We start from the raw sequence: 13,818 nt of genomic DNA on the forward strand, positions 1-13,818 counted from the left end.
ATTCGGTTATTTGCTTTTACTTCCCTGTGATACGATTTTCTTCACACTTGCCAGGATCAGGTTTTCACTTTTTGCCTCAACATTAATTTTCTGAGCAATTTTCTCAACCTTTTTTCCTACGTTCAGATGGTAAGAATCATTAACAGTGATCTGTATATTGGTTGCTGTTTTTCTTATTGCCATATCAGAAAAGTTTTGATTTTTCTGCACTGTTGAACTCCACTATTTTACCGCTCTGCATTGTCATATTTTCAAGTTCACTGAACATGGAAATTTCTCCCGCAATCTCATTGGAGGTCTCGGATTGTCTTCTGAATTCTTTCTGCACCATCTCAGTCCGGGTATCTGAAGCTTCTCTGATGTCTCCGGAAGCGGTTTGTACAATATCATGGCCTGCCGTAGAAATTATATCGTCGTTGGCAGTGCTTGTTATACTGTTTCCGGCACCGATTGAGATTTCTTTTCCGGCATTGATTGTAATGTTATCTCCTGCATTCAAAGTAAAATTTTTCGGAGCAGTCATGTTGATATTTCCTTTTCCATCCATAAAGTAAATATTCCCGCTTGGGTCAAGAATTTTTACACTTCCTTCCTGGTCATTCATTAAAATCCTGATTCCGCTTCTGGTTTGTATAGACTTCAGGTGATTGTTGATACCTCCTCCTAAAGCTACTTTCCCATGAAACATTCCTCCCATGACGAAAGGTCTGTCCGGATGGCTGTGTACAAAATTAACCATTACCTGATCTCCTACTTCAGGGATCGCCACATAACCTCTGTTTTGAGTAATCTGATCTGTTCCTCCAGCATCAGGGCTCATCATACGGATGAAATGAGTGGTATCATTGGTCTGCCAGTCGAATCTTACCTGTATTCTACCCTGCCCTTCCGGATCTGTATTGGAAATCACAGTTGCTGTCTGTGGTTCTGCCTTTGGAACGGTAAATTCTGGTTTCGGTAAAAATCCTGTATCTGCTGCAATTCCTTTAAAGCTACCGTTATAATGTCCTATAGCATCAATCTCATGCTCTGCTTCTGTAATCATGATCCTCGTGAAATAGGAGGTTTCATTGGAATCCGGTTTACGCATCTGCATATCTGCTACACAACCGGGATGCAGAAAAGGAACCGTAGTATTTCCTGATACGGAAAATACATTGACCGCTTCACTTCCGGAAGCACTTTTCTGTGCATACTCTACATCAAGATGCGTGCTTGCTTTGATCGGAGCAATTTGTAAAGCAGGTGTTTTATAAATGGAATCATTATGACTGTAAGCTGTTTTTGCCAGGTCACCTACATGCTTGATTGGTGTTGCTCCTGATGTAAGCTTTTCATCTTTATTGCTGTTATACCCATAGAATTGGGGTTTGGTATGAACTGCTTTCAATTCAACTTTAATGTTCTGAGCGCTGCTTCCATATGTAAGGATAATAGGCTTATTCTGAGGCGGAAGTTTACCGAAATGTAAGACTTCACCATCATAGTAGAACTGCTCACCATATGCTTCAGCCATTCTTGCCAGGTAATTATAATGGGTTTCATCATACTGGCTGCTGTAAATGATCTGAGAAAAATTATTGGCTTCTACCCTGATATCAAAACGGCTTTTATCAATTCCCTGTCTGATCACCTCTTCTGCGATGATCCCCATATTCACAGGCTGACTTCCTCCAAAGCTTTGAACATGTGACGCTCCGTCAAGAAGAATAGTAGGGCTATACCCCGTGAGTACGATGTTTCCGAGGCTCATCTGCTCCTGGCTGAAACCTACTCCGGTGATTACTCCTACGAAAGTTCTTTCGGGGCTGTTGTCTATATCTTTATATGAGATTACTGCTGTAAGACGTTTCCCAAGGAATTTATTGGCATCTTCCAGAGAATGGGTTTGTCTGTTGCCTAAAGTATCATGAGCCAGGGTCAAAGTAAATTCGTGATGGCGTCTGGTGCTTTGTATAAGCTTAAAGTGTTTATAATATTTGATAATTTTCCCTTCTATAACCAGGGAAAGTTTTACCAGGCGGTTGATTCCTGTATGATGATTTTCGGATACGCCATCTGCGTTCTGGGTAGGACGGAAAGATGATGCTCCTAATTTTTCAGGATTATTTAACATATTTTGTGCTGATAGTTTAAGTTTTTAAAAATTCTTTAATCGAAACGGAAAATTCTTAAAACAATCAAAAATTTCTTGTAACTGGTTTTATAATGGGTAAAAAAAGACCGTCTTATAAGGACAGTCTTTTTATATTGTAGTTCAGAAGACTTAGCTTAAAGGCCAAAGTCCTTCATAGAATGAGTTTCCGTAAGTAATGCTTTCTGCGCTTACTACAAAACTGATCAGCATATTATTGCTGTCTATAGCATCAAAGTCTACTTCATGCTGGATCACATATCCGTTCTCCCATTTTAAAGAGATCAGTGTTCCTTCTTCGTGAGATTTATTGAAAGTAATTTCTCCTGTTGTAGGCTTATATTTACTGTTAAGTAAACTTTCCAGTACATCAGATTTTTCTGTTGCTTCGATCGTTACTTTAACCAATGCATTTGACGGATCAGATGCTACACGTCCTGAAACATCTGTAGCTCTTGATACACTGTAGTTAAGTTTTAATAATTTCTGACCTTCTCCTCCATTGAATTTTAAGATTCCTCTTGAATTTCCTGCCATTTTTCTTACATTTTAATCTTTAATGATTGTTTCCGTATATACGATTATAAAACAAAGATAGACTACATGTTCTAATTTTAAAAGTTTTTGGACAACAGTTTAAGAAATTGTAGTAGTTCTACGACAATTCCGGGATCTGATCACTGTTCCGTTTATTTTTTCATTTAAAAATGATTCCAGTATCAACAGATATAAATCACTGGTAATGAATCAATAATGTTTATAAGCATAGGCAACAACCATAATAATGAGGTTGACCACTGCCATACCCAACAAAATACTGCTGTATTTTCTTTTCCTGTCAATAAAGCTTATCCCCAGGGTAAAAAAGAACAACAACAAAGTATATACAGCCGGATATAGATAAAACGCTTCAGAGAATTTCCCTTCAAAAACGAGAACGACTGCTCTCTGAGCACCACACCCAAGGCATTCAACACCCAGAAATTTCTTACTGGGGCAGGTCAGCATAAAGTCTTCCACTTTCATTTTTTATGGTTTTATAATTTAATCCAATGTTAACCAGACAATAATCAATTGATTTTAAATAACTAAAAGTAACCTCCAGCTTCTTTCTTCCTGCTTCCAGCCATTTACTCTAATCCGGACTCAAATAATTTATGAGGAAATCTTTGCTCTTGTATACTGATGGGGAAAGAAACAGTCTTCTTGCTTTTCAAATGACCCCTGAACTGCCAAATATGGATTTCTCAGAATTTCCCTCGCAACGAAGATCAGATCGGCATCGCCATTCTGAAGGATCTCTTCGGCCTGGCCCACTTCTGTAATTAAGCCAACTGCTCCGGTTTTCACCTCAGCTTCATTCCGTACCTGCGAAGAAAAAGGTACCTGATAGCCATCGAAAACGGAGATTCTTGCACCGTGAATATTTCCTCCACTGGATACATCTACCAGATCAACAGAATGTTCTTTTAAAACTTTTGCGAGTTCTACACTGCTTTGAATGTCCCAACCGTTTTCAGCATATTCCGTTCCGGAAATTCTTACAAAAAGAGCGGTGTTTTCATTAAGTTCTTCATTGACTGCATCTACGATCTCAAGTAGAAACCTGATTCTGTTTTCAAAGCTTCCTCCGTATTCATCGGTCCTGATATTGGATAACGGTGACAAAAACTGATGAATGAGATATCCGTGGGCTCCATGAATTTCAATGATATCAAAACCTGCCTTTACAGCTCTTCCGGCTGCTTTTTTAAAATCCAGAACAAGACCTTTGATCTCATCCGTACTCAGCACATGAGGAATTCTTTCTGACGGATGATAAGGAATTGGGCTTGGTGCTACGGTTTCCCAGCCTTCTTCCAGGGAAATCTGCTGATTATTCCAGGTGGAGCCTTTTCTTCCTGCATGAGCCAGCTGGATTCCTATTTTACTTTCTGAATTATTATGAACAAATTCTACAATTTTCTGTAGTTTCTCTGCCTGCTCATCATTCCAGATTCCCATACAATGGTTTGTAATTCTGCCTCTCGGTTCTACTCCTGCAGCTTCCACTACGATCAAACCCGTTCCGCCCTGTGCCCTGCTTCCGTAATGAACGAAATGAAAGTCATTGGCAAGCCCGTTCTCACAGGAATACATGCACATAGGAGACATTACCCACCGGTTTTTTAACTCTACATTTCTGAATTGTATTGGTGTATATAACATTTTATCTTTTAAAAAATTAAACTTTGCTCAGGAAGAATAAAATATTGCCCACTTCATTAAAAAGAACTAATTTTACCCCCCTTTTTTAGTCTACAATATATGAAAAAAGACATACAGATCAGTTACGAATATTTTAAGAATAGCAGCGAGCTGAGCGATATAGAGAAAAAATTATTTGAAAAAGCCAAAGAAGCCCGTGAGAATGCATATGCTCCTTACTCACAGTTTTTCGTGGGATGTGCAGTGCTGTTGGAAAACGGAGAAATCTATTCCGGGAACAATCAGGAAAATGCAGCTTTCCCGTCTGGACTTTGTGCTGAAAGAACAACGTTGTTCTGGGTTGCTGCCAACTTCCCTGATGTGAAAGTAAAAAAGATTTTCGTAGTAGGCGGTCCTAAGGAATTTCATGAGAAAAACCCTCCTATTCCACCTTGTGGAGCCTGTCGCCAGAGCTTAATAGAGTACGAAACCAAACAGAATGAAAACATTGACCTCTATTTTTCCAGCATGAATGAAGAGGTGGTAAAGGTACATGCTGTGAAGGATCTGCTGCCTTTTTATTTTGATTCTACATTCTTATAAGAACGAAAAATTGAATGGGTAATAATTGTTTTTAAACCGCATAGATACATAGTTTCAGTAATTATGCAGAGTTATTTTTATTGATGGATGTATAGCTAAACACATATCAAGATTCCTAACAAAATTTAACAAAAAAACAAAGCTGCTTCCATCCCGGAAACAGCTTTGTTTTTTTGTTATTCTTCAGATTCTACTTCGTCATCCTCATCATCTTCGTACTGCTCAAGATAATAGCTGAAAGTAAAGTCTTCCACTTCTTCTTCAGCATCCTCCAGGGTGGTCAGCAGATCTTCAAAAATTTCCAGCTGATCTACGGTCATATTGACGAATTCCAGGTGAAGGGGCATTTCAAGATCTCCTGTAATGGTATCAGAAAGGGCATCCAGATTATCTCCGAAGTGTTCCGGCAACTGAATTTTTTCCTTTAACTGGGCGTAAAAATCTTCGTAATCGCCGATGTCTGTAAAATCGATATATACTGTCTTCATATTGAACTAAATTTCCAATTTTTGTTGATTAAAAAAGTTTTGCATTTCCGGCAGAAGTCCGTTTCTTCATCGGTGGGATTCTTACCTTCTGCATCTCTCATAAAACACATTTTTTCAGGGCAATGTGGCAGCCCTTGTGTATGACCAAGTTCGTGAATCGCTACTTTGTAAAACTGCTCATCTGTATTTTTTCTGCTCAGCCTGTATTCTGAAGCAACGCAGGCTCTTCCGGGTCTGTATCCAAGTCCCATAATGCCAAAATCTCTGATCTTACCTCTGGTAGCGCTGATATCTTTTGAAGTTAAGCCAATGGTTACAAAACCATCTTTTGTTCTGCCGTTTAAAAATTTAATGATCGAATCTGCTCTGTAGCGGTTTCTTTCTTTATAATAAGTATTTTCAGGGAAGTCTATTACGCTCAGAACTTTTACATTCGGATATACTTTCTTTATTCCTTCTGTTACTTTCTCTACGGTACCGGGTTTTATATCTTTGAACGGCTGTATAAGTATGGTTACAGGCGGTTTTTCTATTTCTTTCTTTACCTCTTTTTTTTCTGAACACGATAGCGTCAGAAAGAAAACTGATGAAAGGTAAAAAGTGTTTCTAATTATCAAAGTTCTTATCGTAATTTATAGCTTATTATCGGTCATTCCGTTCCCTGCAATGATTATTACTGTTTTTCGAAGCTTTTATAGTGGTTTTTGGTAAGGTATACATCGCCGTTTCTTGTAAAGATGATACGGTCTGCATTTCTTCCGCCACAATGATAGTTGACATCTGCTTCAAAGTACTTTTCTCCGCCCGGCAGCCTTCCTTCCCTGTTTCCGAATTTATCTCCTCCGATAGCTTTTCCCGGCAGCACCTCACAAAGGTTACCTTTTGAAGGGTTCCATCCCTGTTTTCTGGCTTCGTTCTTGGTGATATAATAATCCGGCAGCTGATGATTCTGTTTTACATAGCTGATCACTTTTCGTTCTTCCGTTAATTCATCAATCGAAACCTGTGTGGCAGAAGTTCCGGCACTATGTTGATTATCTGTAGAGGTACGGCCGTATTGTATAGCTTCCGTCTTTGGATCTGACTGATCTTTTTTGTCTTCAATAAAATTCTTGTAGACATACATCACAGACATTCCGAAAAGAAGTCCCAGGCACATAAAAAGCACAGCTCTTATTTTACTGTTCATCATATTTTAAGTAACAATTTACAGACTTTTTACCCTTCTCTCCATTCTTCAGGAATATCACAGATCGGGATAGGTTCCATTTTATGTCTGGCTGCTTTGTGCATCCTGTCGAAGATCAGAAATACTTCCTTATCTCTTCCTTCATAGTCTTCGGCTGTTTTGGTACCGTATTCTTTCTGAATTTTTTCAAGTTCGGGATAAGTGGCACCAATCTGCTGTTCATCGGTTCTGTCCACATCCCAAAGTCCGTCTGTCGGAATGGCTTCCTGGATGCTTTTGATCAGGTTCAGACCTTTGGCAAGGGTGTATACTTCTGTTTTATAAAGATCTGCGATCGGGGAAACATCTACTCCGCCATCGCCGTATTTTGTATAAAATCCGATTCCGAAATCTTCTACTTTATTTCCTGTTCCGCATACCAAAAGCCCGTTCAGCTGCCCGTAATAATACAGGGTAAGCATTCTCAGACGGGATCTTGTATTCGCAAAAGCCAGTTTTTCGTTAGGATACAGATCATCCTTTACATCGAAGGTTTTATAAAGTTCTTCAAAGGCAGGTGTAAGATCTACGGACATGATTTCTACATTAGGAAACCTTGATTTCAGATCGTTCATATGGTCTTTTGCACGGTCTACCTGATCTGCTTTCTGACGAATCGGCATTTCTATCAATAATGTTTTCAGGCCGGTCATTGCTGCCAGTGTGGAAACCACTCCGGAATCCACGCCTCCGGAAACTCCTATTACATATCCGTTCACTCTGGCTTTTGTAGCATAATCTTTTAACCATCCTACGATATGATTTATCACTTTTTGTGTCTGCATCGTTTATATTTTTTTAATCTATTCCAAATTCTTCAGGATACTTTACGATCCCTTTTATATTGTTTAATCCGTCTTTTACCAGTTCCACTGCCATACCGTTTTCTTCCGGAATCTCAAACGGAAAAGAGATCCCAAAATTACTTGTTTTTTCGTAACCAAACCTCGGATAATATTTTTCATGTCCGATCAGGATGACCGACTGGTATCCCAATTCTCTTGCAATACGATGTCCTTCCGTGATCAATCTTCCTCCAAGTCCCTGATTCTGAAATTCCGGTTTCACGGAAACAGGAGCTAAGGCCAATGATTCAAAAGATTCTGAACCGTTGACAATTTTTATTTTTGTAAACAGGATGTGACCTGCAATTTTTCCATTTTCTTCTGCCACCAATGACAATTCCGGAATAAAAGCATCAGATTTTCTAAGCTTCTCAACAAGGAACTGTTCCTGATGGTCACTATGCTCCATTTCCCGGAATGCTTCTTCAGTAAGCTGAAAAACCTGCTGATGGTCTTTTTCTTCTTCCTGTCTTATTGTTATCATCTTTATTCAATATAGTTTTCACGTTTCAGTTCATACCAGAAACATTTTTCATCAGAGTCTTCAAACTCGCCTTTATTTTCAAAGCCAAGCCTTTTTAAAATATGATTGGAACCAGTATTTCCGGTATTAGCATAAGCATAAATAGTCTCAGCATTTAATGTTCTGAAACCATAATTCAAAGAAGCTTTTGCCGCTTCCCAGGCATATCCTTTTCCCCAAAATTCAGGAATGAAACGATAGCCAAGATCTAATGTATTAACATATCCATTGACAGGTTGTCTCAGAAGTTTTAAACCACTCCATCCTATCATCAAACCGCTCTCTTTTTCAATAACAGCCAGTCTTCCCACTCCATTTTCTTCATATTGCTTCTGAATTGTCCTGATCATCTTTTTTGAATCTTCAACCGTTGTTGCAGGAGTTTCCAAATATTCCATCACTTCTGGATTAGAATCCATCAGGAACAATCTTTCAAAATCAGCATCTTCAAGCTTTCTTAAAATCAATCTTTTTGTTTCCAGTATCATTGGTTTTATTTTCTATTTTAAGTTAATTCACGGATATTAAATAAATTTTTCACGTTTCAGTTCGTACCAAAAGCAAATACCGTCAGGTTCTTCAAACTCACTTGTTTTCTGAAATCCTAACTTTTTTAAAATATGGTTGGAAGCATCATGTTCTGAGTGGGCATATGCATAAATGGCCTCAGCATTCAGTTCATTAAAACCATATTCAAGAGAAGCCACTCCGGATTCCATGGCATAGCCTTTTCCCCAGGATTCAGGGATAAAACGATAGCCAAGTTCCAGTACGTTCTGATAGCCATTTACTTCTTTTGTCAATAATTTCAATCCGCTCCATCCTATTACCAGACCGCTTTCTTTTTCAACCACGGCCAGTCTTCCTACTCCGTTTTCTTCATATTGTTTCCGGATCATTCTGATCACTTCTTTTGATTCATTGATGTCCGTCAATGGAGGAACGCCAATATATTTCATTACTTCAGGATCAGAATCCATCAGGAACATGCGTTCAAAATCAGAGTCTTCAAGTTCTCTTAAAATCAGTCTTTTGGTTTCTATTTTCATATTATCAGTTTGTTATTCGGTGCTAAAATGATTACATCTGTTTTATACATTTTAAAAAGGCTCAGGTCATCTGCAGAAATGATCCTTTCATGAGTCAGGAACAGATTCAATATCCTGTTCATCTCCCAAGGTTACAGTATTCCATTCTTGTTCTGATCCAAGTTTTCAAGGATTGCTTTTTCAAAGTTTTTATCTTTAAATACAGGTTTTTGTCTGTAGAAAAAGAGAAGTCCATAAATAAGGCTGAGTGCTGCAAATATTTTAATTTTCATCCCATATTGTTTATTTAATCCTTATTTTTGTAAACTTAAAATCCATGTAAAAATAATGAAGATTTTTAGATATATCGCACTTTCTTCTATTTTAGTTGCAGGCCTGAATTCCTGTCAAAAAGAATCTGAAAACCAATGGAAGGTAGAGGTAAAATCCCCTGCTGAAAAAGTGGAGATGACAGATATTTCCAAAGAATTCTATGACCAGAATGTTCCGTTGGAGCAATTTAAAGCTAAATTCCCATGGTTTCAAGGAAGTGTCTCTGATGCTGATTTCGGAAAAAGAAGAGCTGATGCTGAAGAAATAAAAATCTACAAGGAAGCCATCGGTAAAATAGATCAAGCTAAGCTTCAAAACGAGCTTCAGAGTTTATTTTCACATATTAATTATTACTTCCCGAAGTTTAAAAGTCCCAAAGTGTATCTGTTTTCATCTGCATTGCAAATGATTCAGGACCCTATCTTTTATGATCAGAAAGGCAACCTTCTATTTATAGATGTTACAGGCTTTATGGGAGATGGAAATGCCCATTACAAAGGATTGGAATTATACTTTCAGAAATCAATGAATCCTCAGAATATTGTTCCTAAGGTTTCACAGCTTTTTGCGGAAAACATTGTTACGGAATCTCCCGACCATCAGAAATTCATTGATCAGATCATTCTGAACGGAAAAGTGATGATTCTTCAGGATGCTTTTCTTCCTGATTTCCCGGATTATCTGAAAATGAATTATACACAGAAGCAATACGAATGGGCGAAAGCTAATGAAGCCAACATTTGGAATTATTTTGTAGAAAGCAATTTGATTTTCGGAGATGATCCTCGATTAGGTGAACGTTTTATTGCACCGGGGCCATTTTCAAAGTTCTATACAGAAATTGATAATGAGTCATCACCACAAATCGGAATTTTTACAGGATGGCAGATCTGCAAAGCCTACCTTAAAGAAAAACCGGAAACAAAACTGACTGATTTTCTGAAAATGGATGCAACCACCATATTTAATCAGTCCGGTTATAAACCGAAACTTAAATAATAGAAAATTTAGAATTAGAAAAATAGAAAAAATGAGAAAGACTCAGATTACGATAGATGTAGAGCTGGATGAAAACCACGTTCCTGAAAACATCACCTGGAATGCACAGGACGGAGGAATTGAAAAGGAAGAAACCAAAGCAACAATGATTTCCGTTTGGGATGATAAGACAAAAGAGGCTCTGAGAATTGATCTTTGGACTAAAGAAATGCCTGTAGACCAGATGAAAATGTTTATCCACCAGATTTTAATTTCTTTAGGAAGCACGTATCAGAGAGCTACCGGAGAAGAAGATGTAGCACAGTGGATGGAAGAGATCGCAGAAGAATTTGCAGTAAAATCGGCAATCAAATAAAAATGTAACCTATTCAATATAAGAATGTATCGGGATACCCATGTAACAATTTTTAAAACAAAGAAACATTGGTACACTGTTAGATGCTTAGATTGGTAAATTATAAAATATTATGAATTTTAATACTAAAGTAATTCACGGAGGGCAGCATCATGAGTCTGCAACAGGTTCTGTAAATGTTCCTGTATTTTTGACCTCTACGTTTGCACAAAAAAGCCCGGGCGTACATTCCGGATATGAATATTCAAGAGCTGCCAATCCTACAAGACAGGCATTGGAAGATTCTCTGGCAAGTATTGAAAACGGAGCGAGAGGTCTGGCTTTCGGGTCCGGACTTGCTGCCATCGACTGTGTTTTGAAACTATTGAACCCAGGTGATGAAGTGATTGCTGTAGATGATCTTTACGGAGGTACTTACAGAATGTTTACCAGACTTTTTGAGAAGTATCAGCTGAAATTCACTTTCATCAATTTTGATGATGTGTCTAAAATTGCAGATGTGATTACAGATAAAACCAAACTGATCTGGGTGGAAACTCCAACTAACCCATTGATGAAGCTGGTGGACATCAAAGCTGTAGTGGAAATTGCCAAAGGAAAAGATATTTTAGTAGCAGTAGACAATACTTTTGCTACTCCTTATATCCAGAGACCTATTGATCTGGGAGCCGATATTGTAATGCACTCTGCAACGAAATATCTTGGCGGGCACTCTGACGTTATTGCCGGAGCTCTTATAGCCAAAGATGCTGAACTGGGAGAAAAACTTCACTTCATTCAGTTTGCAAGCGGTGGTATTTTAGGACCTCACGATTCTTATCTGGTATTAAGAGGGATCAAAACACTGGCCTTAAGAATGCAGAGACACTCTGACAACGGTCTTGCCGTAGCAAAATACCTTGAATCTCATCCTGCAGTGGATAAAGTAATCTACCCAGGATTGGAATCTCACCCTCAATATGAACTGGCAAAATCTCAGATGAAGGAATCGGGAGGAATGGTTTCATTCACTTTCAAATCCGGAAAAAAAGAAGATGCAATCAAGTTTTTAGAAAAAGTAAGAGTGTTTACTTTGGCAGAATCTTTAGGAGGTGTGGAATCTTTAGCGAATCATCCGGCCTTAATGACCCATGCTTCTATTCCTGCTGAAAAACGTGCTGAATTGGGCATTACCGATGATCTGGTACGTTTAAGCGTTGGTATTGAAGATGCAGAAGATCTTATTGCAGATCTTGAGAAAGCTTTTTCTTAATATACAATACATGAAATGAGAAGGATTGATTAATTCTTCTCATTTTTTCTTATCACCACAAACTAAACATGAAAAATACCAGAAAAGCCACTTCAGCCGATCTTCCTCAACTGGCTGAATTATTTGATCAGTACAGAATATTTTACCATAAAGAATCTGATCTTCAAGCAGCAGAAAATTTTCTCAGAGAAAGGATTGAGAATAAAGACTCTGAAATTTTTGTTGCAGAAGAGAATGGTAACCTTGCAGGATTTGTACAGCTCTACCCCATATTTTCATCTACAAGAATGCAGCGTTACTGGCTACTCAATGATTTATACGTCAACCAGGATCACAGAGGAAAAGGGTATTCAAAAGCACTGATTGAAGAATCTAAAGATCTGTGCCGGTCATCAAAAGCCTGCGGTATCCTTCTGGAAACAGGAAAAAGCAATGACATCGGAAATCAGCTGTATCCTGCATGCGGTTTTGAACTCTATGATTCGGTAAACTTCTATGAGTGGAGCAATTCATAAGTAATGGGTAATTATTAATGAGTAATAATTTATACTTGAATCACTTAACCCGCATCACGAAAACCTAACAACCTATAACACAAACAATATGACAGATTTTCAGAAATACATTCAAAGATATTTAGATCAGATTCCTTCAGGAAACTGGCTGGAGCAATTAAAAATTTCGGGAGAGAAAACAACCGGGATTTATGCTAACCTTACTGAAGAACAGTCCGGATTTGCCTATGCCGAAGGAAAATGGACATTGAAAGGATTGCTATTACATTTATCCGATACGGAAAGAGTTTTTCAATACCGGATCCTTGCCTTTGCAAGAGGTGATAAAAATAACCTTCCTGGATTTGATGAAAATGAATATGCCGATCAGTCTTTTGCAGAGGAAAGAAGCCTGAAATCTCTATTAGAAGAGTATAAACTGGTCAGAAAATCTTCTGAGGTCCTTTTGGAAAACCTTCGTCCTTCCGCTTTACAAAACAAAGGTATTGCCAATGGCCATGAAATTTCCGTAGAAACCATCGGGAAGCTTATTGTGGGCCATAATTATCATCACCTGAATATTATTGAGGAGAGGTATTTATCGAAATTGGGGTTCATGTAATAAATGGGCTAAAGCCCATTTCTATTGAATAAGATAAACATTCTATGATAAAAATATTATATTCCTATTCAGAGTAGGAGTACATCAATAGGAACGGGCTTTAGCCCGTTTTTCTTTTAAACATACATTCCATTGGCTTTAGCCAAAACCTATTAAAAAAATATTATTTTTGATAAAAATAACACAAATGTCTTTTATCAAAATTTATATCCATTTTGTTTTCTCAACAAAAAATAGGAACCCTTTTCTTAATACATTTGATTTACGGATTAAAGTATGGAAACACATTAAGGAGTATGCTACGGAAAAAGGAATATTCTTAGACATGATCAATGGATATTCCGACCATTGCCACTGTTTGATTTCTCTTGGTTCTGATCAGAATATTGAAAAAGTTGTACAATTATTAAAAGGTGAATCTTCCTATTGGATTAATAAAAACAAACTCACAAAAGAAAAATTTTCCTGGCAGGATGAGTATTTTGCTGTTTCTGTTTCAGAATCAGTAGTGGATTCGGTGAGAAACTATATTAAAAACCAGGAAAAGCACCACCAGAAAAAAAGTTTTACCGATGAATATCAGGAATTTATAGAAAAATATAATTTTAAAATGTAAGTTTTGGCTAAAGCCGGATGATTTTTTTATTTTTTGTTAAATGGGCTAAAGCCCATTTCTATTGAATAAAGCAAACATCTTTACTATTTCAATCGGAAAACATTAATAGGA

General features: G+C 37.7%; 20 protein-coding genes. 7 read left to right on the forward strand and 13 right to left on the reverse strand.

What is annotated here, in order from left to right:
* Nucleotides 1-6: 6 nt before the first annotated feature.
* From ACTJJF_RS20955 to namA, 5 genes are all read right to left on the reverse strand, one after another.
* On the reverse strand, nucleotides 7-183 hold the full coding sequence (locus ACTJJF_RS20955) for a hypothetical protein (protein WP_312305521.1): 177 nt from the start codon (nucleotides 181-183) through the stop codon (nucleotides 7-9).
* A gap of 1 nt (nucleotide 184) precedes the next feature.
* On the reverse strand, nucleotides 185-2,116 hold the full coding sequence (locus ACTJJF_RS20960; RefSeq protein WP_440700908.1) for a type VI secretion system Vgr family protein: 1,932 nt from the start codon (nucleotides 2,114-2,116) through the stop codon (nucleotides 185-187).
* Nucleotides 2,117-2,266: 150 nt separating this feature from the next.
* The gene (gene tssD / locus ACTJJF_RS20965) at nucleotides 2,267-2,671 is read right to left on the reverse strand and encodes a type VI secretion system tube protein TssD (RefSeq protein WP_312305527.1); all 405 of its coding nucleotides are present in this window, start codon (nucleotides 2,669-2,671) and stop codon (nucleotides 2,267-2,269) included.
* A gap of 210 nt (nucleotides 2,672-2,881) precedes the next feature.
* Nucleotides 2,882-3,160: a DUF2752 domain-containing protein gene (locus tag ACTJJF_RS20970; RefSeq protein ID WP_440700909.1), complete on the reverse strand. Its 279-nt coding sequence runs from the start codon at nucleotides 3,158-3,160 to the stop codon at nucleotides 2,882-2,884.
* Between the two features lie 129 nt (nucleotides 3,161-3,289).
* Complete coding sequence (namA, locus tag ACTJJF_RS20975) at nucleotides 3,290-4,342, reverse strand: NADPH dehydrogenase NamA (RefSeq protein ID WP_440700910.1); 1,053 nt, start codon at nucleotides 4,340-4,342, stop codon at nucleotides 3,290-3,292.
* A gap of 99 nt (nucleotides 4,343-4,441) precedes the next feature.
* On the opposite strand from namA, the gene ACTJJF_RS20980 reads away from it, so the two are divergent.
* Entirely contained in the window at nucleotides 4,442-4,924 is a 483-nt protein-coding gene (locus tag ACTJJF_RS20980; RefSeq protein ID WP_065398844.1) for a cytidine deaminase, read from the forward strand.
* A 176-nt stretch (nucleotides 4,925-5,100) separates the two neighbouring features.
* On the opposite strand, the gene ACTJJF_RS20985 is transcribed toward ACTJJF_RS20980, so the two are convergent.
* From ACTJJF_RS20985 to ACTJJF_RS21020, 8 genes are all read right to left on the reverse strand, one after another.
* Nucleotides 5,101-5,412: a barstar family protein gene (locus ACTJJF_RS20985; RefSeq protein WP_312305542.1), complete on the reverse strand. Its 312-nt coding sequence runs from the start codon at nucleotides 5,410-5,412 to the stop codon at nucleotides 5,101-5,103.
* Entirely contained in the window at nucleotides 5,409-6,029 is a 621-nt protein-coding gene (locus ACTJJF_RS20990; protein WP_440700911.1) for a Zn-dependent protease, read from the reverse strand. The genes ACTJJF_RS20985 and ACTJJF_RS20990 overlap by 4 nt, the downstream gene beginning before the upstream one ends.
* Before the next feature lie 56 nt (nucleotides 6,030-6,085).
* Nucleotides 6,086-6,601: a ribonuclease domain-containing protein gene (locus ACTJJF_RS20995; protein WP_440700938.1), complete on the reverse strand. Its 516-nt coding sequence runs from the start codon at nucleotides 6,599-6,601 to the stop codon at nucleotides 6,086-6,088.
* Between the two features lie 29 nt (nucleotides 6,602-6,630).
* The gene (nadE, locus tag ACTJJF_RS21000; RefSeq protein ID WP_440700912.1) at nucleotides 6,631-7,425 is read right to left on the reverse strand and encodes an NAD(+) synthase; all 795 of its coding nucleotides are present in this window, start codon (nucleotides 7,423-7,425) and stop codon (nucleotides 6,631-6,633) included.
* Nucleotides 7,426-7,438: 13 nt separating this feature from the next.
* Nucleotides 7,439-7,969 (reverse strand): GNAT family N-acetyltransferase, encoded by a 531-nt coding sequence (locus ACTJJF_RS21005; protein ID WP_312305547.1) that lies wholly within the window; start codon nucleotides 7,967-7,969, stop codon nucleotides 7,439-7,441.
* A gap of 2 nt (nucleotides 7,970-7,971) precedes the next feature.
* Entirely contained in the window at nucleotides 7,972-8,496 is a 525-nt protein-coding gene (locus ACTJJF_RS21010) for a GNAT family N-acetyltransferase (protein WP_440700913.1), read from the reverse strand.
* 36 nt (nucleotides 8,497-8,532) lie between these two features.
* Nucleotides 8,533-9,057: a GNAT family N-acetyltransferase gene (locus ACTJJF_RS21015; protein ID WP_440700914.1), complete on the reverse strand. Its 525-nt coding sequence runs from the start codon at nucleotides 9,055-9,057 to the stop codon at nucleotides 8,533-8,535.
* Between the two features lie 131 nt (nucleotides 9,058-9,188).
* The gene (locus tag ACTJJF_RS21020) at nucleotides 9,189-9,329 is read right to left on the reverse strand and encodes a hypothetical protein (RefSeq protein ID WP_312305560.1); all 141 of its coding nucleotides are present in this window, start codon (nucleotides 9,327-9,329) and stop codon (nucleotides 9,189-9,191) included.
* Between the two features lie 55 nt (nucleotides 9,330-9,384).
* Between ACTJJF_RS21020 and ACTJJF_RS21025 the strand changes: the two genes are divergently transcribed.
* The 6 genes from ACTJJF_RS21025 to tnpA all read left to right on the forward strand — a co-directional run bounded on the left by ACTJJF_RS21025 (nucleotide 9,385) and on the right by tnpA (nucleotide 13,707).
* Nucleotides 9,385-10,368 carry a gliding motility protein GldB gene (locus tag ACTJJF_RS21025; RefSeq protein ID WP_440700915.1) on the forward strand — a complete coding sequence of 328 codons (984 nt, stop codon included), beginning with the start codon at nucleotides 9,385-9,387 and terminating at the stop codon, nucleotides 10,366-10,368.
* 31 nt (nucleotides 10,369-10,399) lie between these two features.
* Nucleotides 10,400-10,723 carry a gliding motility protein GldC gene (gene gldC / locus ACTJJF_RS21030; protein ID WP_167023884.1) on the forward strand — a complete coding sequence of 108 codons (324 nt, stop codon included), beginning with the start codon at nucleotides 10,400-10,402 and terminating at the stop codon, nucleotides 10,721-10,723.
* A gap of 112 nt (nucleotides 10,724-10,835) precedes the next feature.
* Nucleotides 10,836-11,975, forward strand: coding sequence for a cystathionine gamma-synthase (locus tag ACTJJF_RS21035; RefSeq protein WP_065398850.1), 1,140 nt, complete (start codon nucleotides 10,836-10,838; stop codon nucleotides 11,973-11,975).
* A 68-nt stretch (nucleotides 11,976-12,043) separates the two neighbouring features.
* Nucleotides 12,044-12,490, forward strand: a complete 447-nt coding sequence (locus ACTJJF_RS21040) for a GNAT family N-acetyltransferase (RefSeq protein ID WP_440700916.1) — start codon at nucleotides 12,044-12,046, stop codon at nucleotides 12,488-12,490.
* 88 nt (nucleotides 12,491-12,578) lie between these two features.
* On the forward strand, nucleotides 12,579-13,091 hold the full coding sequence (locus ACTJJF_RS21045; RefSeq protein WP_440700917.1) for a DinB family protein: 513 nt from the start codon (nucleotides 12,579-12,581) through the stop codon (nucleotides 13,089-13,091).
* Nucleotides 13,092-13,278: 187 nt separating this feature from the next.
* On the forward strand, nucleotides 13,279-13,707 hold the full coding sequence (gene tnpA / locus ACTJJF_RS21050; protein ID WP_440700918.1) for an IS200/IS605 family transposase: 429 nt from the start codon (nucleotides 13,279-13,281) through the stop codon (nucleotides 13,705-13,707).
* The last annotated feature ends 111 nt before the right edge of the window (nucleotides 13,708-13,818 follow it).

The sequence above is a fragment of the Chryseobacterium sp. 22458 genome (assembly GCF_052044975.1).
Classification (GTDB): Bacteria; Bacteroidota; Bacteroidia; order Flavobacteriales; family Weeksellaceae; genus Chryseobacterium.

What these genes read in the sequence shown, in the direction of transcription:
- ACTJJF_RS20960 (WP_440700908.1), bottom strand. Translation starts at nt 2,116, where the DNA reads ATGTTAAATAATCCTGAAAAATTAGGAGCATCATCTTTCCGTCCTACC.
- tnpA (WP_440700918.1), top strand. Translation starts at nt 13,279, where the DNA reads ATGTCTTTTATCAAAATTTATATCCATTTTGTTTTCTCAACAAAAAAT.
- ACTJJF_RS20970 (WP_440700909.1), bottom strand. Translation starts at nt 3,160, where the DNA reads ATGAAAGTGGAAGACTTTATGCTGACCTGCCCCAGTAAGAAATTTCTG.
- ACTJJF_RS20995 (WP_440700938.1), bottom strand. Translation starts at nt 6,601, where the DNA reads ATGAACAGTAAAATAAGAGCTGTGCTTTTTATGTGCCTGGGACTTCTT.
- ACTJJF_RS21040 (WP_440700916.1), top strand. Translation starts at nt 12,044, where the DNA reads ATGAAAAATACCAGAAAAGCCACTTCAGCCGATCTTCCTCAACTGGCT.
- ACTJJF_RS21025 (WP_440700915.1), top strand. Translation starts at nt 9,385, where the DNA reads ATGAAGATTTTTAGATATATCGCACTTTCTTCTATTTTAGTTGCAGGC.
- ACTJJF_RS21035 (WP_065398850.1), top strand. Translation starts at nt 10,836, where the DNA reads ATGAATTTTAATACTAAAGTAATTCACGGAGGGCAGCATCATGAGTCT.
- namA (WP_440700910.1), bottom strand. Translation starts at nt 4,342, where the DNA reads ATGTTATATACACCAATACAATTCAGAAATGTAGAGTTAAAAAACCGG.
- nadE (WP_440700912.1), bottom strand. Translation starts at nt 7,425, where the DNA reads ATGCAGACACAAAAAGTGATAAATCATATCGTAGGATGGTTAAAAGAT.
- tssD (WP_312305527.1), bottom strand. Translation starts at nt 2,671, where the DNA reads ATGGCAGGAAATTCAAGAGGAATCTTAAAATTCAATGGAGGAGAAGGT.
- ACTJJF_RS20980 (WP_065398844.1), top strand. Translation starts at nt 4,442, where the DNA reads ATGAAAAAAGACATACAGATCAGTTACGAATATTTTAAGAATAGCAGC.
- ACTJJF_RS20955 (WP_312305521.1), bottom strand. Translation starts at nt 183, where the DNA reads ATGGCAATAAGAAAAACAGCAACCAATATACAGATCACTGTTAATGAT.
- ACTJJF_RS21020 (WP_312305560.1), bottom strand. Translation starts at nt 9,329, where the DNA reads ATGAAAATTAAAATATTTGCAGCACTCAGCCTTATTTATGGACTTCTC.
- ACTJJF_RS21045 (WP_440700917.1), top strand. Translation starts at nt 12,579, where the DNA reads ATGACAGATTTTCAGAAATACATTCAAAGATATTTAGATCAGATTCCT.
- ACTJJF_RS21005 (WP_312305547.1), bottom strand. Translation starts at nt 7,969, where the DNA reads ATGATAACAATAAGACAGGAAGAAGAAAAAGACCATCAGCAGGTTTTT.
- ACTJJF_RS21015 (WP_440700914.1), bottom strand. Translation starts at nt 9,057, where the DNA reads ATGAAAATAGAAACCAAAAGACTGATTTTAAGAGAACTTGAAGACTCT.
- ACTJJF_RS21010 (WP_440700913.1), bottom strand. Translation starts at nt 8,496, where the DNA reads ATGATACTGGAAACAAAAAGATTGATTTTAAGAAAGCTTGAAGATGCT.
- gldC (WP_167023884.1), top strand. Translation starts at nt 10,400, where the DNA reads ATGAGAAAGACTCAGATTACGATAGATGTAGAGCTGGATGAAAACCAC.
- ACTJJF_RS20985 (WP_312305542.1), bottom strand. Translation starts at nt 5,412, where the DNA reads ATGAAGACAGTATATATCGATTTTACAGACATCGGCGATTACGAAGAT.